This is a genomic window from Mycobacterium colombiense, assembly GCF_001672755.1.
Classification (GTDB): domain Bacteria; phylum Actinomycetota; class Actinomycetes; order Mycobacteriales; family Mycobacteriaceae; genus Mycobacterium; species Mycobacterium colombiense_C.
In genome coordinates, this window is the sequence record NZ_LZKI01000162.1 from 14,604 (window position 1) to 36,992 (window position 22,389).

Sequence of the window (22,389 nt, forward strand, 5' to 3'; positions counted from 1 at the left end):
CCTGCCATGAGTACACCAGAATCCGCATTCGAACCCATCTACCGCAGCCGGCCCGGAGCCGATGCACTGGCACCGGCGACGGCGCCTCAAGCGATCGAAGTCGCCCCGCATGTGTGGGAATCCCCCGGGCTGTCCAACGCCTACCTGCTGCCCACCGACGACGGCCGCGTCATCATCAACACCGGAATGGGCTTTGAAAGCCCAGTCCACCGAGCCAATTTCGACGCTGTCGACGACTCCCCCACGCGCTACATCATCATTACTCAGGGCCACTACGACCACGTCGGCGGTCTCGATGTCCTGCGCGATTCCGATACCCAGGTGATCGCCCGCGCCAACTGGCGGCAATGGCGCGACGACAACGAGCGCCTGGCCACCTTCCGGGCCCGCAACAGCGCCTTCGCCTACGCCGATACCCTCGCCACAGGTTACGCCGCCATTCAGAACCGCATCGGCACTAAAGACCTCCCTGCTCAGGCCAGCCCGACCGCTGACATCGAGGTCGACGACACCCTCACCCTCGCCGTCGGCGGTCGCACGTTCGAGATGTTGGCGACCCCCGGCGGGGAGACCACTGACTCGATGGTCGTGTGGATGCCCGAGGAGAAAATCTGCTTCTGCGGCAACACCTTCGGCCCGATCTTCGGCCACATCCCCAACTTCGTCACGATGCGCGGCGACCGTTACCGCGACGCGCTCACCGCTATCGCCTCCGTCGAACGCGTCCGCGACCTCGAACCGGACATCTTGATCACCGGTCACTTCGACACCATCACCGGTGCGGACCGCATTCATGCCGAACTGACCCGGCTACGCGACGCGATCGCGTACGTCCACGACCACACCGTGGCGGGGATGAACGCCGGGAAAGACGTCTACACGCTGATGCGCGAGATCACCTTGCCACCGGAACTCGAGGTCGGCCAGGGCTACGGCAAGGTGTCCTGGGACGTGCGCGCAATCTGGGAAAACTACACCGGCTGGTTTCACCACCGCTCGACGACCGAACTCTACGCGGTGAATCCCAGTGAAATGCACAGCGACATCGTGGAATTGGCCGGCGCCAAAGCGCTGCTCACGCGGGCTGAAGGACACCTCGCCGCGCACCGCCCGGTGCAGGCCATCTATCTGGCCGAACCCGTCCTCACTCAAGAACCTGACAACGGCCACGCCAAAGACGTCCTCAAAGCCGCTCACGAGCAGCTCTTGGCGCCGAGCGTCAACTTCTGGGAACGTGCCTGGCTGACCAAGCAGATCGCGTCCTTCTCATGACCGCCCAGATCACTTTTGACTTCAGAGGGACCTCAGTCCTGCTGACCGGAGGGACGAGCGGTATCGGCCACGCCACAGCCACACTATTCCGTGACGCCGGTGCCGATGTGACGATCACCGGCACCAAAGCATCCGCGGCAGACTACGACACCGATCTGTCCGGAATGACCTACCACCAGCTGAAGCTCACCGATGCAGCCGCTGTCGACAAGTTTGCGAAAACCTTTAGCCGCCTTGATGTCCTGATCAACAACGCTGGAGCCAACTTTCCCGACGGCCTGGACGAAGTCACTCCCAAGGGATTCGATGCCTCGGTCGCACTGAATCTGACCGCGCCCTACCGGCTCACCATCGGCCTGCGCCACGCACTGCGCGCATCAACGGCTATTGGCGGGGGCAGTGTCGTCAACTTGGCGTCAATGTCCGCCCTCCGCGCGGTCACCCTGGTACCCGGGTACGGCGCCGCCAAAGCCGGCGTCATTGCCATGACCCGCAACCTCGCCGTCGACTGGGCCGCCGACCGAATCCGGGTCAACGCCGTGGCTCCAGGAGCGATCAACACACCGATGACCGCACCCGCACTGGGGATTCGTGAAATCGTCGATGCCGAAATCGCCCACATCCCCATGCGCCGCTTCGGCGAAGTCGGCGAGATCGCCCCCACCATCGCGTTTCTGTGTACCAAACACAGCAGCTACACCAGCGGCGCGCTGTTCATCGTCGACGGCGCGTCCGACTGCTTCTAGCCTCGACCACTGCGGCGGCCGCTCGGTCCACTGAAGTCGCGGCGCCGTGAGTGATCGCGATTCCAGCGACGACGGACTCAAGCAGTTCCTCGACCTCGACGGGGTCACCGAGCGAGGTGTCGCCCGATATGAATCGGGTGAACAGGCCGGCGATCACGGTCATCACCGCCGTAGTTTGTTTGTCGCGCAGATCGCGGTCCTCGCTAGCGAGTTGCAACCCGGCGATCGCATCAGCCGCCAAGGCGAAAACGCGAATGGTGAAATCGCGCGATATCTCGACCAGTTCCTGGTCGCGTGTCGAGGCCAGCAGCAGTTCGTGACGGGCCTTGTTCAGCATCAGCCCTTGTCCGTCGGATTGCATCATGACGAGCTGCGCCAGTCGTGCGAACGGCCTACTCGTGCCGGGAATGTCCGACAGCAGCGATTCAAGATTGGCACGGTCAATGTCGGCCACGCGGTGCCCCACGCCGCGGAGCAGGGCTTCGCGGGTGCGGTAGTAGTACGACGTCGTCCCCTCCGCGACGCCCGCACAGCGGTCCACCTGCTGATGGGTCAACCCCCGCGACCCGTGTTGACCCAGCACCTCGATGGCGGCGTCACACAGTTCACGGCGGCGCTCTTGGCCGTCTCGTCGGCGGGGAATTGACCTGTTCATCGGAGCACTCAGCGTAGAACAGTGCCACCGTCGACGTTGATCACCTGCCCGTTGATCCATTCGCCTTCCGCGGAGAGCAAGAATGCCACCAGAGCCGCGACATCGGCGGGACCACCAACGCGATGACTACGAATCCGTCTGAGCGCTGACGCCTCCAGATCGGGCCACTGCGGGGCCGAACGAATCGCGTCGGTCGCGGTGAACCCCGGCGCGACCGCATTGCACCGGATCCCGTCTTTACCCCAGCGGGCTGCCACGTGCCGGGTCAGCGCACCGATGCCCGCCTTCGCTGCGGCGTACGCCGGACGTGTCGGTTCTCCTTGAAACGCTGCCGCCGACGACATGTTCACGATCGCGCCCCCGCCTGTCGCCAGCATCGCCGGGATCGCGGACTTCATGGCCGCGACGTAGCCGCGCAGATTCACGGTCATCACGCGGTCCCACAGCGCGAAGTCGATATCGACCACATCGCTGTCATCTCGCAGGGTGGACATGTCGGCGCCGATGGTGAATAGGCCGTCCAGCTGCCCAAAGGTATCGGTGGAGTGCGCGATCAGGTTGGCGACTGACTGGGGGTCAGCGAGGTCGAACGCGACCGCGACAGCCGTCCCTCCCCCACCGCTGATGCGCTCCACGGTGCGCCGCGCAGCATCGATCGCAATGTCTCCCAGGACAACCCGGCACCCCTCTGCCCCCAGTCGCAGCGCCGTCGCCGCACCGATACCGGTGGCACCGCCCGCGACGACCACAACCGCGCCCGCCAGGCCCTGCAAGCCCATCGGCGTGCCTCCTTGAGAGACGGGGGTTGACAGTAACTCTATAAGCCTAGAGTATCACCTCTGCAACTCTAGAGTTCAGGTGCAGAAAAGGGAGCGACCATGGTCGGCATCCATCGCGAACGCCCCGGGGTCGACCAGTTGGCCGCCGCTACCGGGGACCCAGCCATCGCGCTCGGCGACGACATCTGGATGTCGCCCGGAGTGTCCAACGCCTACGCCATCGGCACTGACGCCGGCCGCGTTGTCATCAACGGCGGTTTGTTCTTCGAGGGTGAGCTGCGGCGCAAAGCTTTTCAGGACATACCCGGCCCCACTCGCGCTCTGATCGTCACCCAAGGCCATGCCGATCACTACGGCGGCGTCTATGCCCTGCGCGAGCCCAACACCGAGGTGCTGATGCACCGCAATTACCGCTACTGGCGCGATGACAACGAACGCCTCGGCGGGTACCGCGCACCCAAGACGGCCTTCGCGTTCCAGAAGTTCTCAGACGCCATCGTCGCGGCTCTCCACGACATCGATCCAGCCACCATCGACTTCTCGTTCCCCGAACCCGACACGACGTTCGACCACCGACACTCCTTCGCGGTGGGCGACCGTCGCTTCGAACTGATCTGGACTCCTGGCGGCGAAACTACCGACTCACTAGTGGTATGGCTACCCCAAGACCGGATCCTGTTCACCGGCAATCTTTTTGGCCCGCTCTTCGGCCACGTACCCAACCTGATGACCATCCGGGGCGACCGCTACCGTGACCCCGTCCTCTACATCGAAGCACTCAATGCCGTCCTGGATTTACAGCCGCACAGACTGATCACCGGGCATTTCGACCCTATCGAGGGGGCCGACCGCATCGCCGAGGAAGTGACCGCGATGCGCGATGCCATGCGCGCGGTGCATGACCAGACGATCGACTACATGTCCTCGGGTCGCGATCTCTACACCGCTATGCGCGAAGTCGCAGCGCCCGAAGAGTTCGATGTCGGCGAAGGCTACGGCAAGACATCCTGGAACGTGCGAGCCATCTGGGAGACGTACGCCGGCTGGTTCCAACACCGCGACACCACCGAACTCTACGGCGTGCCAGCCGATTCCGTCGCTGCCGACATCGTCGACGCCGCCGGCAGCGTGCCACTGCTGCGCGCCGCCCGCGCACACCTGGACGCCGGCCGCGCAGTGCAGGCCCTGCACCTGACGAGTCTGATCCTGATCGCCCAGCCCGACCACGACGACGCACGCGAGATGGCCGCCGAAGCACACCAGGCCCTGCTGGACGACACCGAAAACTTCTGGGAAAAAGCATGGCTGACCAAGCGCATCGAAGAACTGAGGAGCTTTCAATGAACACCAACACCTTTGACTTCACCGGGTCTCACGTCCTGGTGACCGGGGGCACCGCCGGCATCGGAAACGGTATCGCCGCCGCCTTCGCCCGGGCCGGCGCGTCCGTGACGATCACGGGAACCCGAGACTCCGCCGCCGACTACGACGACGACCTCAGCGCGTTCACCTACCGGCAGTGCCAGATCCGTGATCCCGAATCCATCGACGCCCTGGCCGAATCTCTCGGCGACTTGGACATTCTGATCAACAACGCAGGCGGTCCCTACCCCGCCGGAGACGAATACGACCCCGACGGCTACATCGCCTCGGTAACCCAGAACATGTTCGGCCCCATGCGATTGACCATGAAGTGCCACGACCGCCTCAAATCAAGTAACGCCCCAGGCGGAGCCAGTGTCGTCAACGTGGTGTCGATGTCCGCGTTCCGATCAGCCGTGTTCGTTCCTGGCTACGCCTCATCCAAAATGGGTTTGATCTCGCTCACCATGAATCTCGCCCGCCAATGGGCCAACGACGGCATCCGGGTCAACGCCATCGCACCCGGACTCATCGACACCCGAATGACTAATCCCGCCATGGGAATTCCCGAGATCATGGACGTCGAGATCGGATTCCACACTCCCCTCGGCCGACCCGGCACCCCACAGGATTGCGCGGGCGCCGCGCTGTTCTTGTGTACCGACGCCGCGGCCTACATCACCGGAACGAGCATCGCCGTCGACGGCGGCTATCTCACCGTCTGAAGGATCACTTCACTATGAGCGAATTCGACAACATCGAAACTCCCGACGACGTGTTAGATCTGGCCTCGCGCCGCGCTGGCCTGACCGAGGTCGAATCCGATTCGTGGAGAGAAGGACTCGCCTACATCCTCGACGAGCTCGACACCTCAGCGCACGCCTTCACCGACTACGGCCGACAACGCATTCTTGACGACGCCACCAATGCACTCGCGCGGCGACTGCAAATCCACGACTACATCTCCACCCACCCCCACGTGCTCGACACCCCCGTTGAACGGCCGTTGATCATCCTTGGCATGCCCCGCACCGGCACCACCGTCATTAGCTATTTGCTCGACAAGGACCCCGCTCGCCGCTCGCTGCTGCACTGGGAATGTGTGCACCCGGTTCCGCCCGCCACCACCGCCACCTTGCGTACCGATCCCCGATGCGTGGCCCTACTGGAAGAACAACGCAACATCCTCGCGTTCGCGAAGGAAGCCAAGATGTCAATTCCACACTGGGAAGACGCCGACGGGCCCACCGAAGACATGTTCATCCACAACCAGGACTTCAAAGGGCTGTCCTGGGATTCCTTCATGAACACCCCACGCTACGGCGACTGGCTGCTCCACGAGGCCGACATGACCAGCGCCTACGAATACCAGAAGCGCTACCTCCAGGTGCTGCAGTCAACCGCACCTGGCACCTGGAGCTTGAAAATGCCGTCGCACTCGGTGCACATCGAAACGCTGCTATCGGTATTCCCCGACGCCCGGCTGGTCTGGGCACACCGCGACCCCTACCGGGCAACGGCGTCCCTGGCCAACCTGTGGAAGTTGCCACGCAGCTTGACCCAGAAGCCGGAGGCCGTCGACCTGAACGCCATGGGCAAAGCCGCTGCCGCACAAATGCAAGTCCACGTCGAACGCCCACTCGCCGCACGCAAACGGATCGGCGACGAGCAGTTCTTCCATATGTACTACTCCGAAATGATGCGTGACCCGATCGATGTCATGCGCCGCCTCTACGACTGGGCCGGCGATCCGCTGACCCCTGAAACCGAAGACGCCATGCGTGCGTGGCTAGCCGCGCACCCCCAAGACTTCTACGGCATCAACTCCTACAACCTCGACGAGTACGGCCTCACCGTTGAGCAACTCAAACCGATCTTCGCCGAGTACCTTGACACCTTCGATATCGAACTCGAGGCCAGCAATGCTCGCCCCTAACGACTGCTACCACACCGGACTCGTCGTCCCCGACATGGACGCTGCCGCACAAAGTTTGACCCGCGCCGCCGGATACACCTGGACACAACCCATTGAGGCACCGCTGTCCGTCACGACCGACGACGGTGACCGTGAGGTGCCCTTCAAATTCGTCTACTCGATCGAAGCGCCCCATCTCGAGTTAATCCAAGAGGTTCCCGGCACGATATGGACGGCCTCCCCGCACGGAGCCGCCCACCACCTCGGATACTGGACGGACGACCTGGCGGCGACAGCGGCCGCGCTCGAACACGCTGGATACCGACTGGAGGCCCGCCCCAGCGGCGAGGAACTCAAAATGTTCGCCTATTACCTCGACCCTTTCGGGGTTCGCATCGAAATCGTGGAGCGCGGACTCTTTCCCAACTGGTCTGACTTCCTGGAGATGATGAAAGCCTCGACACAGTGACGATGGCTTGACTCGGCGGGAGTGAGGTTGTCCGGGCCGAGTCTTCAGATCAAAGTTCGAGTCCGAAGTCGGCGCTGCGGTGCTGGCTTTGGTCGATGGTCCGTTGGCCGACTTCTTCCATGTGGCGGTCGTGCTCTCGACGCGGGGCATTCCAGGCTTGGTAACTCTCGTTGCGGTGTTGGGTCGCGGCGGCGCGCATGGCGAGCAGGGAGCGGACGCGATCGGGTAGTGCTTCGACCCGGGTATGTGTGGCGTAGTCGTGAGCGGTGATGACGGATTCGTCGTTAGCCAGGATGGCGCGCAGGAGGGCGGCAGCTTCGAAACTGTCCCCCCGCTGGGCGGTGTGGGTGCCGGCAGGCTCTTGGTGGCTGAATTCTCCTGCTTCGGTGGCACGTTTGTAGATGTGGGCGTGGTTGGCGTGCCGTCCGCGGGTCATCGCGACATACAGCAGGTTGCGGCTTGTGCACTCGCTGAGGACAGCGAGGCTGGCATCGGCGGTTACTCCTTGCGCGGAGTGCGCGGTGACGGCATAGCCGAGGCTGACGTGCTCCCGGAAGTAGTCCTGGTCGAAGAGAACGCGGGCGCCATCGTCGAGTCGTTCGGCACCAAGCAGATTGCGGGTGGTGTCGATCCCTGCGACTCGCCACCGGTTTCCGTTGCGCACCGACGGGAGCGAGTCCGCATTCGGAGTGGAGTGGTGGAACGCAATGGTGGGGTCGTTGCGGCGGCTGATGATCACATCCCCCACTGCCACCTGCTGCCCTCGGGCCACCGTCATCGTGGGTGCATCGGGGTGAACACGCTCGCCATGGATCCGCTGGTTCAGAGCGTCCACAATCTCCGTGGTGTCGCACACCAACAACGCGTCCCGGCCTAGCCTCGTGTCAGTGTTATAGGCGGCGAGCGCATCGCTGGCCATGGTGATGGCATCGCCACTGTGCAGCCGGTGGTGGGTGCGATACCAATCCACTGCATCACGAGTGTCTTTCGCGTCACCGTCGCGCAGCGCTAAAGACGCGTGCCGTTCTTCCGGGTCGGCCATCCGCCACACTTCCGACAGCTGTTGTGTCCAGGGCAGGTCGGTGCAGAGTTGGGCGAACATGCCGCCGCGCGCTTTGACAGGGGCCAACTGATTCGCATCACCGACGAGAACGGTCTTGGCGCCGGCTTGGGTGGTCGCGGTCAGAAGGTGCCGCAGATCGTCGGTGCCGACCATGCCGGCCTCATCCACGATCACCAACGTCGCGGGGTCCAAACTCAACGTGTCCTCCCGCAGCGCGTGGAGTGCTTTGGCGATCGTCATGCCCTCATCACCGGCACCCTCGCGCATCGCAACATCGACCGCCTGACCAGTGGGCGCCAACACCAAAACCTTCCCGCCGAATCGTTTGCGCACCGGCCCGGCCAACGCCCGCAACGAGGTGGTCTTGCCCGCACCTGCCGGCGCGCTCAAGGGCTGCACCAGCCAGGGTGAGCGACCGATGTTCTCCACCACCGCCTTCTGATCCTGGGATAAGCCTGCGGTGTCGTCCTCGGTCACCCACAGCATGCAGCGCGGATTCTGCGCGTCAACCAGATTCAGGACTGCGGCTTCTTCGGCCAGGATCCGCGCCAGCGTGAATCGCTCATGGCCCTCGCGCTGGTGCGCGGCGCGTGACGCGGTTAACCGCAGCCCGATGTCGTCAACCGCCGCCTCCACCGCAGCGCGCGGTGACAATTCGCCATCGACGGGGAGTTGCGCGCCGACGATCTCGACTAGATCCGCGCGCGTGAACACCGCTTTCTCGATCTTCTCGGCGGCCGCGGCCAACCGCGCCTTGCTCAGCGGCGTCCGCGCCGTGGCGCGGCGGGCCGCGCGCGCTTCCAGGAACGCGGCGCGGTCCACCCCGAGACCCCGCGCGTCGGCGCGCCACTGCTGCTGCAACTGGTGCCAGGCCAGCTCCTCGGGCTTGGCCGGGCGCGTCGCTTTCTGCGCCGCTGCCAACTGCGCCGCGCTCAACGAGCCGTCGGCCGAGAACAGGTTATGGGCAGCCCATTCCCGCAATTGTGAGGAGCGCCGCGACCACGCCTGGATAGTGTCGCGATCCACGCCCGCGATTTCGGCCATTCCAGTCGATGGATCGACCGGCTCCCATTCGATCCCCAACAAGTAGTGCAGTTCGCGGCGCAGGGTGGCCTGATAGATCACCCCGGCGGCGCGGGCCTCGTGATACAGCGACGTCCCGTCCAGCGACACCAACACCCCGTCGGCGCGGGCTTGCCGGTTCGGCACGATCACATGGGTATGCAGATGCGGATCCCCACACCGCGACGTCTCATGCTGATAGGCCACCGCCACCAACCCCGGTAACCGCACCAGATCCTTCTCCCCCGTCACCGGGTTGTGCACGCGGGTGTAGCCGGCATGAACGGCGAGATACTCCATTGCCTCGGCCAGCGCAGCGGCGTGCCCGGCCGCGATCGCCTTCTGCGCCACATCATCACCGCGCAACGCACGCACCAGCGACACACTCTTGGGCGCGGAGAACGTCAGATCAAAACCATGCACACCGCGGGCACCGAATGCACGCCCTCGCGCGGCGTTCGGCGCAACCCCGTCATCCAGCCAACGCGCCACCGCGGCTGAATCTGCTTCGCCGCCCGCGCGCTGCACATTGCTCAAACCCACCAGCCGCGCGGCGGTGTGCGCGTCGCCCGCGCACACCCACACCGGTGTCCGAGTCTCGTGCTCGGAGTAGTACTCCCCCAGCCCGCCATTCGCGCGCCGTAGATCAGAGCTTGCCCGCGAAGCCGTTGCGGCGGTGTCGATGTAATAGCTGACCGACGACCGCTTCAGCTTCGAAATCGTCAACACTCGCAGACCCACTCACCAACTGACGGTCGACGACGCTTACTGCGCCACAGCCATTCTCGCACATTGTGCAAATGTGCCAAGGCGAATAAAGGATTTGAGAGAGGTGAGATGGATTGATGTAAGTGTAATGGGGACAGGGTATTTGGGACGTATTGGTATGCGATGATGTGTTGCGTTATGGGTAGGTGATGACGTTGGAGAACGTTGGGTAGAGGACGTGAGGGTAGAAGCGGGAGCGGCTGCCTCGGCGCGGGACTTGTACGCGGCCGTGACATTGGAGGGTGCGGATGATCTCCGGCGAAAAATCTGTGCATGAGACGTCGGTGGAGCGACTTACAGTTGTGTTAGTCGGCTCGATGGATGCCACACCGGGGCGATCAATCCGCCCGTTGCGGTGCAGACCCTCTGGGCATCAATCGCATAAAGCATCTGCTGCCCATCCTCGGTCGGCCAGCAGGGACTCCCGAAGGGTGATGAATGAGATGCACGACAGCGTATTTAACAACTTGCCGCTACTACTACCCGTGCCTCAAGCAGCCGAACTCCTGGGAGTGAGCCGCGCCGCGGCGTATCGGCTGGCGGCTTCGGGTGAACTGCCCACTCGCCGACTCGGCGGGCGGGTGTACATCGTCACATCGGGTCTGCGCGACCTCGTCGCGTTGCAGGGCGAATGGGCATAAGTAGCCGCCCGCGTATGCGAGGCCCCCAGAAGTGTCATGCGCCAAGCCGGGTGTGACTTTGGCAGGCTCTGAAGAAGCGGCGAACGAACTGGTGATCCGATGACCAACGACACTGACGAGGCGGCATCGAAGCGAGCCCGCCGCGCGGAACCGATCACGCGGCGCACCGCCAAGAATGGCAGCGTCGCCTATACGTTCCAACTCGACATCGGCGTCCGACACGACGGATCTCGCGAGCGGCAGCGGTTCACCTTTCCGACACTGGCTCAGGCTCGTCGTGAATACCGGCGCATCTCGACTGATGTCGCCGCCGGGACGTTCGTGAAGCGGAATCCCACGACAGTGGCCGATTTCCTCATGGGATGGCTGGATGGCCGACGTGATATCAGGCCCAATACGCTCCAGGGCTACCGAAATCATCTGAAGCCTGTCATCGAGCATCTTGGCGAGATCACCCTGCAGCAGCTTCGTACTGCAGACGTCGACGCATTGGTGACTCTGCGGCTTGAGGGGAAGCCAGTCGCGCAACGGGACAAGCGGGGTCGGCGTGCAGCGGAGGTTCTCGCATTCCTGCGCAGTCACCCTGACGGCGCACAGTACTCGGATATCTATGCCGCGCTGGGCAATTCGGGTATCAAGGCACTGGATCGGTTGGTGGCGGCCGGTGATGCGCTGCGGCCCGCACGAGGTCGCTACCTCGCCGCACAGCCCGCGGATCCTCAGCGTCCGAAGGTTGCCGGCGGAGTTACCGCGCGAACGGTGGTGAGCATGCTGGTTGTCCTGTCAGCGGCTCTCGACGATGCGATGAGACAGGGTCTGGTTACCCGCAACGTCGCGCGCATGGTCAAGCGTCCAGCCATCAAGCACTACGAGATGGCCACGTGGACACCGCAGCAAGCGACACAGTTTCGGGACCACATCCGTGATGATCGATTGGCCGCGTGTTGGCTGCTCACCCTCGCCGGGCTGCGGCGATCAGAGATCCTGGGACTACGGTGGTCTGATGTTGACTTCGACGCGGGGACAGTGAGCGTCGCCCAGGGGCGCGTCGTGGTCCAAGGTATTGGAACAGTGACGGGTGATCCGAAGTCGAAGCGATCACGACGCGTGTTACCCATGCCTCCTGAGATCTTCGCCGCGTTACGGACGTTCAAGGTTCAGCAAGCAGCCGAGCGTCTCGCCCTGGCAAAGGCTTACCACGACAGCGGACTGGTTGCCGTCAACGAGGACGGTTCACCGATTAGGCCCGAATCCTACTCGGCGGAATTCGCGCGCCAGTCGAAAGCTGCTGGGGTGCCGCCGATTCGGCTTCACGATGTGCGCCACACTGCGGCGACGATGTTGTTGGATGTTGGAACCACCGCGATCGCTACCGCGAAGTGGCTGGGCCACGATCCGGCGATCACCCTGCGGGTGTACGGGCATGTCTATGACGATGCATTGGCGGCGGCCGGCGACGCTCTAATGGGTCGGACTCGCGCGACCGAACTGCGATAGACCCCGCACGCTGGAAAGCTTGGTCCGTAGCTGGTTGCGTGTCGACCGCCTACGCCGAGCTAATTTCTAGATTCGGCGGCGCGATAGGTTTGAGGTAAAAGTCCGCCCGCCGCTTTCGACGGTCGCGATGATGCGTTGTCGGCGTGGATCAATCGCTCCGCTGGCGGCGGACAGCGCGCGGATATTCACGACGCCGGTGAAGAACGTGGCTTCAGCGCCGGGTGCAATGTCGTGCGGGACCGACGGGCACCCCAGTGGGTCGTCAACAGACACAAACGAGGTGCGTGCGGGGTCGGCTCGAATTGCCCACTTCGCGACATGGAAAGGTGCGCGTCCCGCGTTGACGACGTTGACGCCTACGACGAACTGACCACCCGATGGAAACTGGGAGATGGCCGAGCGGAGTGACTCGCGTACATCGCGGCTCGCGTCGTTCGTCAGCAGTCCGCCGCCATAGTGGTAGCCCATCACTGGTGTCAGTTTGGGCCGCGCCCCCTGCATGAGGAAGGTGTACACCTGCCAAGTCAACGAGGAGACGGCAACGCCGAACCCGAGCAGACCCAGTATGAACGCGGCGACGGTCATGACACGTCCTCGGCTGATGAATGAGGTGCCTCGATTAGGTCGCACGCGTCGACCCATCGCGCAAGCAGGCTGAGAACCGATAGCCGTTCGACCGCCTCCTGCGAGGTCATTTCACCCGGACCGTGCGTCGCTGGATTCCGGATCGTCATTTGCGCACCCGGGGCAAACCGGCGCAGTCCGTCGTTCATCGAAACGACGGTTCGGTCGGTCTGGTCGCCCGGCCAACGCAGCCGCGGCCTGCCCGGTTCGGGGTCCTTCTCGGAGAACGCTTGATTCCACCGCGTCGTATCGTCGAGTTCCGGTCCTCCCGTCCGCGACTTGACTAACTGCACGACGCCGTCCGCGCCCGCCTGCACCGCCTGCCGATAGTGGCCGTCCCGCCATAACCGTGCCGCCTGACCCCACACCGCCGGATGCATCTGCGCGACGTCGACTGTAGGCGGTGCCTCGGCCTCGGCTTGGGCCGCCATGTCCTCCAACGACCCGATCATCTGGTCGCAGGCGTCGATGATGTTGGCCGGTTCAAGCAAGGGCTTCGGCTGCGTCACGGTGTGCCAGGCCGCGATTGGGTCAACGATGTCGGGCTTTCCTCCAGCGGGGTCTCGGACGCCGAAAACGCAGCCGGTCAGCGCCGGTGCACGACGGGCTCGGCCCGCCGCCTCGGACGTTCGGGCGCGGCGAACTTCGATCTCTGCCGGATCGGACCCGTCTAGGGGGGAAACGGCCGGGAACATGCCGACACCAGGTCCTCTATAAGTCGGCGTGTGAAGTTCGAGGAACGATCGGAACGCGTCCCTAAATACCGTGACATGCCCGGCAAGGTCGCGAAGATAAGTGGGATTGCGGTCTGCGTCCGCCATAGCTACCGACGCTAATTACGACCTAGCGGACTACCACCCCGACATGCCGAAGCTGCGTCGCCTAGAGCGGACAGACCTGAACTACGTTCCGGGGAGCGCGTCCATCTCGAGAATGCCGCCGAAGCCCATCTCATCGAGCGCGCGGACGATCTCGCTCGATGGGATACCGCGGTAGAACGACGGCGCGAACGCCTTCTCCTTCAGCTCCGCAATATCGCGGTCGAAGCGTTCCAGCCTTTCGGGGGTAGAGCGTGGAGGCGACGACCCCTCGTGGTCGTCGGCGCCCACACCGGCGCGCGTAGATGTTCCACTGTCTTCGACCACGAGACCAATAACGCGGCCATCTTGCGCAACGATCGGACCGCCGCTGTTGCCAGGCCGAGCGACAGCCGAGTAAAGGAAGATTTTCTGCCGCGCGAGTGTCTCGGCGGCCGGGTTAACCACCTCGCCGCGCTGGACGGTGATCGCCATCTCGGCAGTCATCGGCACCCGCGGGTAGCCGAACACGTAAACCTCATCAGCCCAGTCAGGATCGCGGAAAGCCATACCGCCCAGGCGAGGAATCAGCCTGCCCTCGGGCAGCTCGAACTCGATCACTGCGACGTCAATCGTGGGATGCGTGCGAGCTTTGCCGCCGATGGCCATCTGCTCAGCCGTGGACAGGTCGCCGGACGGAAACACGGACAACCCCGCGCTTGTGCCAGCGAGTCCGGTCACGACATGCTTGTTCGTGACGACATGCTTGTTATCAATGATCAGGCCGGTACCCCAGCTGTCGACCGGATCGCCAAACTCATCGTGACCGGCCAGCTGCAACGTCACCGCCCGGTAGCTCGGGATGATCAGGGCGGCTCCGAAAACCGGTGACAACCAGAGATTTCCGCCTGACTGCCCCTTCGAAATGTGGCCTGTGGAGTAGTAGCGCTCGCCCATGATTGGCAGTTGAGGGTCGCGCCCTACCAACCACAGGAGCCCTGCTCGTTCGAGTGCACCGAGCAGTTTGGTGAGTTGGATTGCGTTGTTCGCCCCCGGTACTGCTTGAGCACCGAGATATCGGGAGAAATCTAGGACGCTCCACGGATCGAACGGCATCGCATTGCGCGGGTTTACGGCCGTTGCCGCCGCCGCGCCAGCAGGCGGGACGGGCTTGCCGATCGCTTCGGCGACCTCGGGATCATGCGCAACGCTAAAGAACGCGTGGGCATACATCGCTACAGTGACGCGCCAATCAGGTGTACCCGGTTTCAAGTCGGCAATTGTCAGTGCAGGCCGCGGAGGCGCGGCCGCCTCATCATCGGTATCCGCCACGACAATCGACGCTACCGACGGCTGGCCGGTTTCCCGCGCTTCGACATGCCGCCGTCTCGTACGTGGGCAGGCCAGCGCGCTGGCAGATCGAACGGCACTCGAAAACCGTTGGCACACTCTTGGCACAACGGGGGTTCGGGGCTCTGACCAGAAGCCGGGCCGAAAAGCCTTGAACTGCAGTTTTCTTGGTGGGCGCGGACGGTATCGAACCGCCGACCGCTGGTGTGTAAAACCAGAGCTCTACCACTGAGCTACGCGCCCGTGCCCGGGCAGGCTACCTGCCCGAAGGCCAACTTCCCAAAATTCTCAGTCCCCCTCAGGCCCGCAAGGCCGCCAGGGCGTCCGTCCAGAGCCGCTGGTCGCGGGACTCGCCGGGCTGCTTCATCTCGGCGAAGCGAATGATGCCGGACCGATCGACGACGAACGTCCCACGGTTGGAGTAGCCGGCGTCCTCGTTGAATACGCCGTAGCTCTGGCTGACCGCGCCGTGCGGCCAGAAGTCCGACAGCACCGGGAAGGTGAAGCCGCTGTCCAGCGACCAGACCCGGTGCGTGGGCGGCGGTCCCACCGAGATGGCCAGCGCCGCGCTCTCGTCGTTTTCGAACTCGGGCAGGTGGTCGCGCAACAGGTCCAGCTCGCCCTGGCAGATCCCGGTGAAGGCCAGCGGAAAGAACACCAGCAGAACGTTCTTGGCGTCCCGAAAGGAACTCAGCGTGACGCGCTGTTGGTTCTGGTCGCGCAAAGTGAAATCCGGGGCGGCTGTGCCGACGGGCAGCATCAACGCTTCCCGGCACGGGATTTGGGCTGCACCAGCCGGCTGGCGCTCCAGTCCCCCAGGTTGACCGACGAGGTCGGCATCAAACCGGCGGTGGGCGCGGCCTCGGCGATTTCGGCCGGCAGTACGTGACCCGGCTTGCCGGTCTTGGGCGTCAGCACCCAGATCACGCCGTCTTCGGCCAGCGGGCCGATCGCGTCCATCAGGGTGTCCACCAGGTCGCCGTCCCCGTCGCGCCACCACAGCAGCACGACATCGACCACCTCGTCGGTGTCCTCGTCGAGCAACTCACTGCCGCAGGCTTCCTCGACCGCGGCGCGGATCTCGTCATCGGTGTCTTCGTCCCAGCCCCACTCCTGGACAACTTGGTCCCGTTGGATGCCCAATTTGCGGGCGTAGCTCGGGGCGTGATCCGCCGCGACCACCGTGGAGCCTCCTTAACGTCCGCGCGCTATGCGATTGGGGATTATCGTCGCACAGCCAGAACCTGGTCCATACTTCCGCATCATCACGTTGCCAGGCACAGTTTCACCGCGTTCTTTTTTGTGTCGTTGAGTTGATCGACCCGCTTGTTGAATTCCCCGGTCCCCGCGTGGGTGCCGATGGCGTTCGCCACCGCGCGGGCGGCATCGATGTAGGCGTTGAAGGCGTCCTTGATCTGCTGCGACATCGCATCGCTGAAACTGTTGCCCACCGTGGTGGCGCTGTCGTTGAGGGCGTCGATAGCCGGGCCCTCGGTCGGGCCGGTGCCGCGCCCGGCGTTGAACGCCTGGACGAATTCGTTGGTCTTATCGATCGCGTTCTTGCTGGTGGTGATCAGCGTGGCGCAGGCAGTGCGCACCGCCTTGGTGGTCAGCGACTGTTGCCGCTGGGACTCCCGGACGCTGGAAGTCACCGACGACGCGGACACCGACGCCGACACCGACTGGCGGTAAGCGGGCGCCACTTTGGTGTCCGGCGTTGCCGTGCCGTTGGTGACGGAGGTGCACCCGACGATGCCCATCAGCGTCACGGCGACACACCCGAGGGCCGATGCCGCGCGCCGGGGAACAGCCTTCACCTGCGTCTGAGGGATGGCACCCCACCGGATGAGCACGAGCCTGACGTTACCGGGTGGGTTGCACGCCTGCCCCATACACGCCGAGTTGGTGTTCGCCAGGTGAAGCTCCGTCGGCTACCGGACGTCGGCTATCCGCGCGAAACACCGGTGCGGCACGATGGTGGCAGGGTGCGACCCACCCGTTACGGCACACATTCCGCCACACAACAGGAGTAGTGCGTTGACAACTGAGTTCGTGCGCCACGATCTGGCCACAAACCCCACCGGCGCAACCGAACCCGACCGCGTTCGGGTGATCCGCGAGGGGGTGGCCTCCTACCTGCCCGACATCGATCCGGAAGAGACGTCGGAGTGGCTGGAGTCCTTCGACGAATTGCTGGAGCGCTCCGGCCCGTCGCGGGCGCGCTACCTGATGCTGCGATTGCTGGAACGGGCGGGCGAGCAGCGAGTCGCCCTCCCGTCGCTGACGTCAACCGATTACGTCAACACCATTCCGACCGAACTCGAGCCGTGGTTCCCCGGCGACGAGGACGTCGAACGGCGCTACCGGGCGTGGATCCGGTGGAACGCCGCGATCATGGTGCACCGCGCCCAGCGCCCGGGAGTCGGTGTGGGCGGCCATATTTCGACCTACGCCTCCTCGGCGGCGCTGTACGAGGTCGGCTTCAACCACTTCTTCCGCGGCAAGTCGCACCCCGGCGGCGGGGACCAGGTGTTCATCCAGGGCCACGCGTCGCCGGGCATCTATGCGCGCGCGTTCCTGGAAGGCCGCCTGACCGCCGACCGGATGGACGGCTTCCGGCAGGAGCACAGCCACGCCGCCGGCGGGCTGCCCTCCTACCCGCACCCGCGGCTGATGCCCGACTTCTGGGAATTCCCCACGGTCTCGATGGGCCTGGGCCCGCTCAACGCCATCTACCAGGCGCGGTTCAACCACTATCTCCACGACCGGGGCATCAAGGACACCTCCGACCAGCACGTGTGGTGCTTCCTGGGCGACGGCGAGATGGACGAGCCGGAGAGCCGCGGCCTGGCGCACGTCGCTGCGCTGGAGGGCCTGGACAACCTGACGTTCGTCGTCAACTGCAACCTGCAGCGCCTCGACGGCCCGGTGCGCGGCAACGGCAAGATCATTCAGGAGCTGGAGTCGTACTTCCGTGGCGCCGGCTGGAATGTCATCAAGGTGGTCTGGGGCCGCGAGTGGGACGCCCTGCTGCACGCCGACCGCGACGGCGCACTGGTGAACTTGATGAACACCACGCCGGACGGGGACTACCAGACATACAAGGCCAACGACGGCGCGTACGTGCGCGACCACTTCTTCGGCCGCGATCCGCGCACCAAGGCGCTCGTGGAGAACATGAGCGATTCAGAGATCTGGAACCTCAAGCGCGGCGGTCACGACTATCGCAAGGTCTACGCCGCCTACCGGGCCGCCGTCGACCACAGGGGTCAACCCACGGTGATCTTGGCCAAGACCATCAAGGGCTACTCGCTGGGCGCGCATTTCCAAGGCCGCAACGCTACGCATCAGATGAAAAAGCTTGCGCTGCAAGATCTTAAAGATTTCCGCGACGCGATCCGGATTCCGATCAGCGATGCCCAGCTGGAGGAGGATCCCTACCTGCCGCCCTACTACCACCCCGGCTCGGACGCGGAGGAGATCCGCTACATGGTCGACCGCCGGCGCACCCTGGGCGGCTTCCTGCCCGAGCGGCGGACCAAGGCGAAGGCGCTGCGGCTGCCCGGCCGCGACATCTATGCCGCGTTGAAGAAGGGGTCGGGAACCCAGGAGGTCGCCACCACCATGGCGACGGTGCGCACCTTCAAGGAAGTGTTGCGGGACAAGGAAATCGGCCCCCGCATCGTGCCGATCATCCCCGACGAGGCGCGCACCTTCGGCATGGACTCGTGGTTCCCGTCGCTGAAGATCTACAACCGCAACGGTCAGCTGTACACCGCCGTGGACGCCGAGCTGATGCTGGCCTACAAGGAAAGCGAAGTCGGCCACATCCTGCACGAGGGCATCAACGAGGCCGGGTCGGTCGGCTCGTTCATCGCGGCCGGCACGTCGTATGCGACGCACAACGAGCCGATGATCCCGATCTACATCTTCTATTCGATGTTCGGCTTCCAACGCACCGGCGACGGCCTGTGGGCCGCGGCCGACCAGATGGCCCGCGGCTTCCTACTCGGAGCCACCGCGGGGCGCACCACGCTGACCGGCGAGGGCCTGCAGCACGCCGACGGCCACTCGCTGCTGCTGGCCAGCACCAACCCGGCGGTGGTCGCCTACGACCCGGCATTCGCCTACGAGATCGCCTACATCGTGGAGAGCGGGCTGGCGCGGATGTTCGGGGAGAACCCCGAGGACGTCTACTTCTACATCACCATCTACAACGAGCCGTACGTGCAGCCGCCCGAGCCGGAGAACTTCGACCCCGAGGGCGTGCTGCGCGGCCTCTATCGCTACCACGTCGCCACCGAGCAGCGGGCCAACAAGGCGCAGATTTTGGCGTCTGGGGTGGCCATGCCGTCGGCGCTGAACGCCGCGCAGATGCTGGCCGCGGAGTGGGACGTCGCCGCCGACGTGTGGTCGGTGACCAGCTGGGGCGAGTTGAACCGCGACGGCGTGGCCGTCGACCGGGCGCGACTGCGCCATCCGGACCGGCCGGCCGGCGTCCCGTACGTCACCCAGGCCCTGTCGAACGCCACCGGGCCGGTGGTCGCCGTGTCCGACTGGATGCGCGCGGTACCCGAGCAGATCCGGCCGTGGGTACCGGGCACCTACGTCACCCTGGGCACCGACGGGTTCGGCTTCTCCGACACCCGGCCTGCGGCGCGGCGGTACTTCAACACCGACGCCGAGTCGCAGGTGGTGGCGGTGCTGGAGGCGCTGGCCCGCGACGGCGAGATCGACCCGTCGGTGCCCATCGCGGCCGCCCGCCAATACAAGATCGACGACGTGCTGGCCGCCCCGGAGCAGACGTCCGACCCCGGCGTGGCCTGACCCGGGCCGGGCGCTCAAGCCAGGAGCGCCGCCTGCCCGGCCAGCCGGGCGGTGAGCGCTGAGCGCTCGGCCAGCCGGGCGCTCAAGCCAGACTCTAAGAACGCCACGCGCCGCCTTTGGCGGAAACTTCCAGAAAAGTCGCGTAGGTTTTAGGGGTGAATGACAACCCCTTCGCCGGTCCGTTCGCCAAGCAGCCCCGATCCCCCCTGGAGCTCCTGGACACCGTGCCGGATTCGGTCCTGCGGCGGCTGAAGCAGTACTCCGGCCGGCTGGCCACCGAGGCGGTCTCGGTGATGGGCGATCGGCTGCCGTTCTTCGCCGACCTGGAAGCGTCGCAGCGGGCCAGCATGGCGTTGGTGGTGCAGACGGCCATCAACAACTTCGCCGAGTGGATGCAGGACCCGCACAGCAACGTCAGCCACACCGCGCAGGCGTTTGAGCTGGTGCCCCAGGACCTCGCCCGCCGCATCGCGCTGCGCCACAGCGTCGACATGGCGCGCGTGACCATGGACTTCTTCGAGGAGGTCGTCCCGCTGCTGGCCCGCTCCGAGGACCAGCTGACCGCGCTGACGGTGGGCATCCTCAAGTACAGCCGCGACCTGGCGTTCACCGCGGCGACCGCCTACGCGAACGCGGCCGAGGCCCGCGGGACCTGGGACAGCCGGATGGAGGCCAGCGTCGTCGATGCGGTGGTCCGCGGCGACACCGGCCCCGAGCTGCTGTCCCGCGCTGCCGCACTGAACTGGGACACCACCGCCCCGGCGACGGTCGTGGTCGGCACCCCGGCCCCCGGGCGCGACGGGTCGACCGGCCCGGACGACAGCGAGCGCGCGAGCCAGCACGTCCGCGATATCGCCGCACAGCACGGGCGCGCGGCACTCACCGATGTGCACGGCACCTGGCTGGTCGCGATCGTCTCCGGCCAACTGTCACCAACCGACAAATTCCTGGGCGATCTGCTGGTCGCGTTCGCCGACGGCCCCGTGGTCGTCGGACCCACCGCGCCCATGCTGACGGCCGCCTACCACAGCGCCAGCGAGGCGATATCCGGCATGAACGCCGTCGGCGGCTGGCGCGGGGCGCCCCGTCCGGTGCCGGCCCGCGAACTGCTGCCCGAACGGGCCCTGATGGGCGACGCGTCGGCGATCGTGGCGCTGCACACCGACGTGATGGGCCCGCTCGCCGACGCGGGTCCTACGCTGATCGAGACTCTTGACGCTTACTTAGATTGTGGCGGCGCGATTGAGGCTTGTGCCAGGAAGTTGTTCGTTCATCCAAACACCGTGCGCTACCGACTCAAGCGGATCACCGACTTCACCGGGCGCGATCCCATGCAGCCCCGTGACGCATATGTGCTGCGAGTGGCGGCGACGGTGGGCCAGCTCAACTACCCGACCACTCCTTCCAGCACCGTCGGCAACGCCATGCCGGCGGTCCCGCTGCCGGTCAAAGGGACTGTTGCGGTGCAATCCGGGCGACAGTGACTCAGGCAACAGGTCGCGGCACGATATCAAACCAGTAGCTTAAGGAGCCGTTTTGTAGGGTCTACACAAAAAGCTAAGACGAGGTTCATAATCTGTTACACCCGCCAAAACCGTTTCCACAGTGTTCTCTTAAACACGTGATTGCATTGCTTGCGCCCGGACAGGGTTCGCAGACCGAGGGGATGCTCTCGCCATGGCTGGAGCTCGTCGGCGCCGCTGACCAGTTGGCGCTGTGGTCCAAGGCCAGTGGCCTCGATCTCGTGCGCCTGGGCACCACCGCATCGACCGAAGAGATCACCGACACCGCGGTCACCCAGCCGCTGGTCGTGGCCGCCACGCTGCTGGCCCACCAGGAGCTGACCAAGCGCGGTCTGCTGTCGGACGCCGACCTGGTCGTAGCCGGCCACTCCGTCGGAGAGATCGCCGCCTATGCGATCGCCGGCGTGATCGCCGCCGACGACGCCGTCGCGCTGGCCGCCACCCGTGGCGCCGAGATGGCCAAGGCGTGCGCCCTCGAGCCGACCGGCATGTCCGCGGTGCTCGGCGGCGACGAGGGCGAGGTTCTGGCCAGACTCGAGCAGCTCGACCTGTTCCCGGCCAACCGCAACGCCGCCGGGCAGATCGTCGCGGCCGGCGCGCTGAACGCGCTGGAGAAGCTGGCCGAAGACCCGCCGGAGAAGGCCCGGGTGCGTGCCCTCGGGGTGGCCGGAGCGTTCCACACCAAGTACATGGCGTCGGCGCTCGACGGCTACGCCGCCGCGGCGGCCGCCGTTCAGACGTCCGAGCCCACCGCCAAGCTGCTGTCGAACCGCGACGGCAAGCCGGTCGCCTCGGCGGCCGCGGCGATGGAGGCGCTGGTCGCTCAGCTGACCCAGCCGGTCCGCTGGGACCTGTGCACTGCGACGCTGCGTGACCTGGAAGTCACTGCGGCCGTGGAGTTCCCGCCCGCGGGCACTCTCACCGGCATCGCCAAACGAGAACTTCGGGGGGTGACGGCTCGGGCCGTCAAGTCGCCCGCAGACCTGGACGCTTTGGCCGAGCTGTAAAGCCAGCTCGACCAGTTGCACAACCAGTACAA

Annotated in this window: 20 protein-coding genes and 1 tRNA gene; 11 read left to right on the plus strand and 10 right to left on the minus strand. The window is 65.0% G+C overall.

What is annotated here, in order from left to right:
- The first annotated feature begins 6 nt into the window (after positions 1 to 6).
- Both A5708_RS21180 and A5708_RS21185 read left to right on the plus strand, forming a co-directional pair.
- Complete coding sequence (locus tag A5708_RS21180; RefSeq protein ID WP_065030494.1) at positions 7 to 1,272, plus strand: MBL fold metallo-hydrolase; 1,266 nt, start codon at positions 7 to 9, stop codon at positions 1,270 to 1,272.
- Positions 1,269 to 2,018: an SDR family NAD(P)-dependent oxidoreductase gene (locus A5708_RS21185; RefSeq protein WP_065030495.1), complete on the plus strand. Its 750-nt coding sequence runs from the start codon at positions 1,269 to 1,271 to the stop codon at positions 2,016 to 2,018. Before A5708_RS21180 ends, A5708_RS21185 begins: the two co-directional genes overlap by 4 nt.
- Here the strand turns inward: A5708_RS21185 and A5708_RS21190 are convergent.
- On the minus strand, positions 1,987 to 2,673 hold the full coding sequence (locus A5708_RS21190; RefSeq protein ID WP_081293039.1) for a TetR/AcrR family transcriptional regulator: 687 nt from the start codon (positions 2,671 to 2,673) through the stop codon (positions 1,987 to 1,989). The genes A5708_RS21185 and A5708_RS21190 overlap by 32 nt on opposite strands.
- 8 nt (positions 2,674 to 2,681) lie before the next feature.
- Positions 2,682 to 3,452: an SDR family NAD(P)-dependent oxidoreductase gene (locus tag A5708_RS21195; protein ID WP_065030496.1), complete on the minus strand. Its 771-nt coding sequence runs from the start codon at positions 3,450 to 3,452 to the stop codon at positions 2,682 to 2,684.
- A gap of 99 nt (positions 3,453 to 3,551) precedes the next feature.
- Here A5708_RS21195 and A5708_RS21200 point away from each other — a divergent pair, with 99 nt between their 5' ends.
- From A5708_RS21200 to A5708_RS21215, 4 genes are read left to right on the plus strand one after another with little or no spacing between them, the layout of a single operon-like run.
- Positions 3,552 to 4,796 (plus strand): alkyl sulfatase dimerization domain-containing protein, encoded by a 1,245-nt coding sequence (locus A5708_RS21200; protein WP_065030497.1) that lies wholly within the window; start codon positions 3,552 to 3,554, stop codon positions 4,794 to 4,796.
- Positions 4,793 to 5,539, plus strand: a complete 747-nt coding sequence (locus tag A5708_RS21205; RefSeq protein ID WP_065030498.1) for an SDR family NAD(P)-dependent oxidoreductase — start codon at positions 4,793 to 4,795, stop codon at positions 5,537 to 5,539. The genes A5708_RS21200 and A5708_RS21205 overlap by 4 nt, the downstream gene beginning before the upstream one ends.
- A 14-nt stretch (positions 5,540 to 5,553) precedes the next feature.
- Entirely contained in the window at positions 5,554 to 6,750 is a 1,197-nt protein-coding gene (locus A5708_RS21210) for a sulfotransferase family protein (protein ID WP_065030499.1), read from the plus strand.
- Positions 6,737 to 7,198: a VOC family protein gene (locus A5708_RS21215; RefSeq protein ID WP_065030500.1), complete on the plus strand. Its 462-nt coding sequence runs from the start codon at positions 6,737 to 6,739 to the stop codon at positions 7,196 to 7,198. The genes A5708_RS21210 and A5708_RS21215 overlap by 14 nt, the downstream gene beginning before the upstream one ends.
- 49 nt (positions 7,199 to 7,247) lie before the next feature.
- Here A5708_RS21215 and mobF read toward each other — a convergent pair whose 3' ends face one another.
- Complete coding sequence (mobF, locus tag A5708_RS21220) at positions 7,248 to 10,052, minus strand: MobF family relaxase (RefSeq protein WP_065030501.1); 2,805 nt, start codon at positions 10,050 to 10,052, stop codon at positions 7,248 to 7,250.
- Positions 10,053 to 10,576: 524 nt separating this feature from the next.
- On the opposite strand from mobF, the gene A5708_RS21225 reads away from it, so the two are divergent.
- Both A5708_RS21225 and A5708_RS21230 read left to right on the plus strand, forming a co-directional pair.
- A complete protein-coding gene (locus A5708_RS21225; protein WP_231117974.1) occupies positions 10,577 to 10,732 on the plus strand; it encodes a helix-turn-helix domain-containing protein in 156 nt (51 codons plus the stop codon).
- Between the two features lie 99 nt (positions 10,733 to 10,831).
- Positions 10,832 to 12,229, plus strand: coding sequence for a site-specific integrase (locus A5708_RS21230; RefSeq protein WP_065030503.1), 1,398 nt, complete (start codon positions 10,832 to 10,834; stop codon positions 12,227 to 12,229).
- Positions 12,230 to 12,295: 66 nt separating this feature from the next.
- Here A5708_RS21230 and A5708_RS21235 read toward each other — a convergent pair whose 3' ends face one another.
- The 7 genes from A5708_RS21235 to A5708_RS21265 all read right to left on the minus strand — a co-directional run bounded on the left by A5708_RS21235 (position 12,296) and on the right by A5708_RS21265 (position 16,853).
- Positions 12,296 to 12,814: a hypothetical protein gene (locus A5708_RS21235; protein ID WP_081293040.1), complete on the minus strand. Its 519-nt coding sequence runs from the start codon at positions 12,812 to 12,814 to the stop codon at positions 12,296 to 12,298.
- The gene (locus A5708_RS21240) at positions 12,811 to 13,674 is read right to left on the minus strand and encodes a TIGR02391 family protein (RefSeq protein WP_065030504.1); all 864 of its coding nucleotides are present in this window, start codon (positions 13,672 to 13,674) and stop codon (positions 12,811 to 12,813) included. Before A5708_RS21240 ends, A5708_RS21235 begins: the two co-directional genes overlap by 4 nt.
- Before the next feature lie 81 nt (positions 13,675 to 13,755).
- Positions 13,756 to 14,883 carry a S1 family peptidase gene (locus tag A5708_RS21245; protein ID WP_065030505.1) on the minus strand — a complete coding sequence of 376 codons (1,128 nt, stop codon included), beginning with the start codon at positions 14,881 to 14,883 and terminating at the stop codon, positions 13,756 to 13,758.
- A gap of 285 nt (positions 14,884 to 15,168) precedes the next feature.
- Positions 15,169 to 15,243 (minus strand) — tRNA-Val (locus tag A5708_RS21250).
- Positions 15,244 to 15,298: 55 nt separating this feature from the next.
- The gene (locus A5708_RS21255) at positions 15,299 to 15,760 is read right to left on the minus strand and encodes a peroxiredoxin (protein WP_065030506.1); all 462 of its coding nucleotides are present in this window, start codon (positions 15,758 to 15,760) and stop codon (positions 15,299 to 15,301) included.
- Positions 15,760 to 16,182, minus strand: a complete 423-nt coding sequence (locus tag A5708_RS21260; RefSeq protein WP_065030507.1) for a DUF3052 domain-containing protein — start codon at positions 16,180 to 16,182, stop codon at positions 15,760 to 15,762. Before A5708_RS21260 ends, A5708_RS21255 begins: the two co-directional genes overlap by 1 nt.
- A gap of 83 nt (positions 16,183 to 16,265) precedes the next feature.
- Positions 16,266 to 16,853: a hypothetical protein gene (locus A5708_RS21265; RefSeq protein ID WP_065030569.1), complete on the minus strand. Its 588-nt coding sequence runs from the start codon at positions 16,851 to 16,853 to the stop codon at positions 16,266 to 16,268.
- Between the two features lie 184 nt (positions 16,854 to 17,037).
- On the opposite strand from A5708_RS21265, the gene aceE reads away from it, so the two are divergent.
- The 3 genes from aceE (at position 17,038) to A5708_RS21280 (ending at position 22,357) form a co-directional block, all read left to right on the plus strand.
- Entirely contained in the window at positions 17,038 to 19,827 is a 2,790-nt protein-coding gene (aceE, locus tag A5708_RS21270; RefSeq protein WP_065030508.1) for a pyruvate dehydrogenase (acetyl-transferring), homodimeric type, read from the plus strand.
- A gap of 155 nt (positions 19,828 to 19,982) precedes the next feature.
- Complete coding sequence (locus A5708_RS21275; RefSeq protein WP_065030509.1) at positions 19,983 to 21,311, plus strand: PucR family transcriptional regulator; 1,329 nt, start codon at positions 19,983 to 19,985, stop codon at positions 21,309 to 21,311.
- Between the two features lie 137 nt (positions 21,312 to 21,448).
- Positions 21,449 to 22,357: an ACP S-malonyltransferase gene (locus A5708_RS21280; RefSeq protein WP_065030510.1), complete on the plus strand. Its 909-nt coding sequence runs from the start codon at positions 21,449 to 21,451 to the stop codon at positions 22,355 to 22,357.
- Positions 22,358 to 22,389: the final 32 nt, after the last annotated feature.

Excerpts from the sequence above, each read along its gene's own strand:
- A5708_RS21180 (WP_065030494.1), top strand. The coding sequence starts at position 7 with ATGAGTACACCAGAATCCGCATTCGAACCCATCTACCGCAGCCGGCCC.
- A5708_RS21185 (WP_065030495.1), top strand. The coding sequence starts at position 1,269 with ATGACCGCCCAGATCACTTTTGACTTCAGAGGGACCTCAGTCCTGCTG.
- A5708_RS21190 (WP_081293039.1), bottom strand. The coding sequence starts at position 2,673 with ATGAACAGGTCAATTCCCCGCCGACGAGACGGCCAAGAGCGCCGCCGT.
- A5708_RS21195 (WP_065030496.1), bottom strand. The coding sequence starts at position 3,452 with ATGGGCTTGCAGGGCCTGGCGGGCGCGGTTGTGGTCGTCGCGGGCGGT.
- A5708_RS21200 (WP_065030497.1), top strand. The coding sequence starts at position 3,552 with ATGGTCGGCATCCATCGCGAACGCCCCGGGGTCGACCAGTTGGCCGCC.
- A5708_RS21205 (WP_065030498.1), top strand. The coding sequence starts at position 4,793 with ATGAACACCAACACCTTTGACTTCACCGGGTCTCACGTCCTGGTGACC.
- A5708_RS21210 (WP_065030499.1), top strand. The coding sequence starts at position 5,554 with ATGAGCGAATTCGACAACATCGAAACTCCCGACGACGTGTTAGATCTG.
- A5708_RS21215 (WP_065030500.1), top strand. The coding sequence starts at position 6,737 with ATGCTCGCCCCTAACGACTGCTACCACACCGGACTCGTCGTCCCCGAC.
- A5708_RS21230 (WP_065030503.1), top strand. The coding sequence starts at position 10,832 with ATGACCAACGACACTGACGAGGCGGCATCGAAGCGAGCCCGCCGCGCG.
- A5708_RS21235 (WP_081293040.1), bottom strand. The coding sequence starts at position 12,814 with ATGACCGTCGCCGCGTTCATACTGGGTCTGCTCGGGTTCGGCGTTGCC.
- A5708_RS21240 (WP_065030504.1), bottom strand. The coding sequence starts at position 13,674 with ATGGCGGACGCAGACCGCAATCCCACTTATCTTCGCGACCTTGCCGGG.
- A5708_RS21245 (WP_065030505.1), bottom strand. The coding sequence starts at position 14,883 with ATGTATGCCCACGCGTTCTTTAGCGTTGCGCATGATCCCGAGGTCGCC.
- A5708_RS21255 (WP_065030506.1), bottom strand. The coding sequence starts at position 15,760 with ATGCTGCCCGTCGGCACAGCCGCCCCGGATTTCACTTTGCGCGACCAG.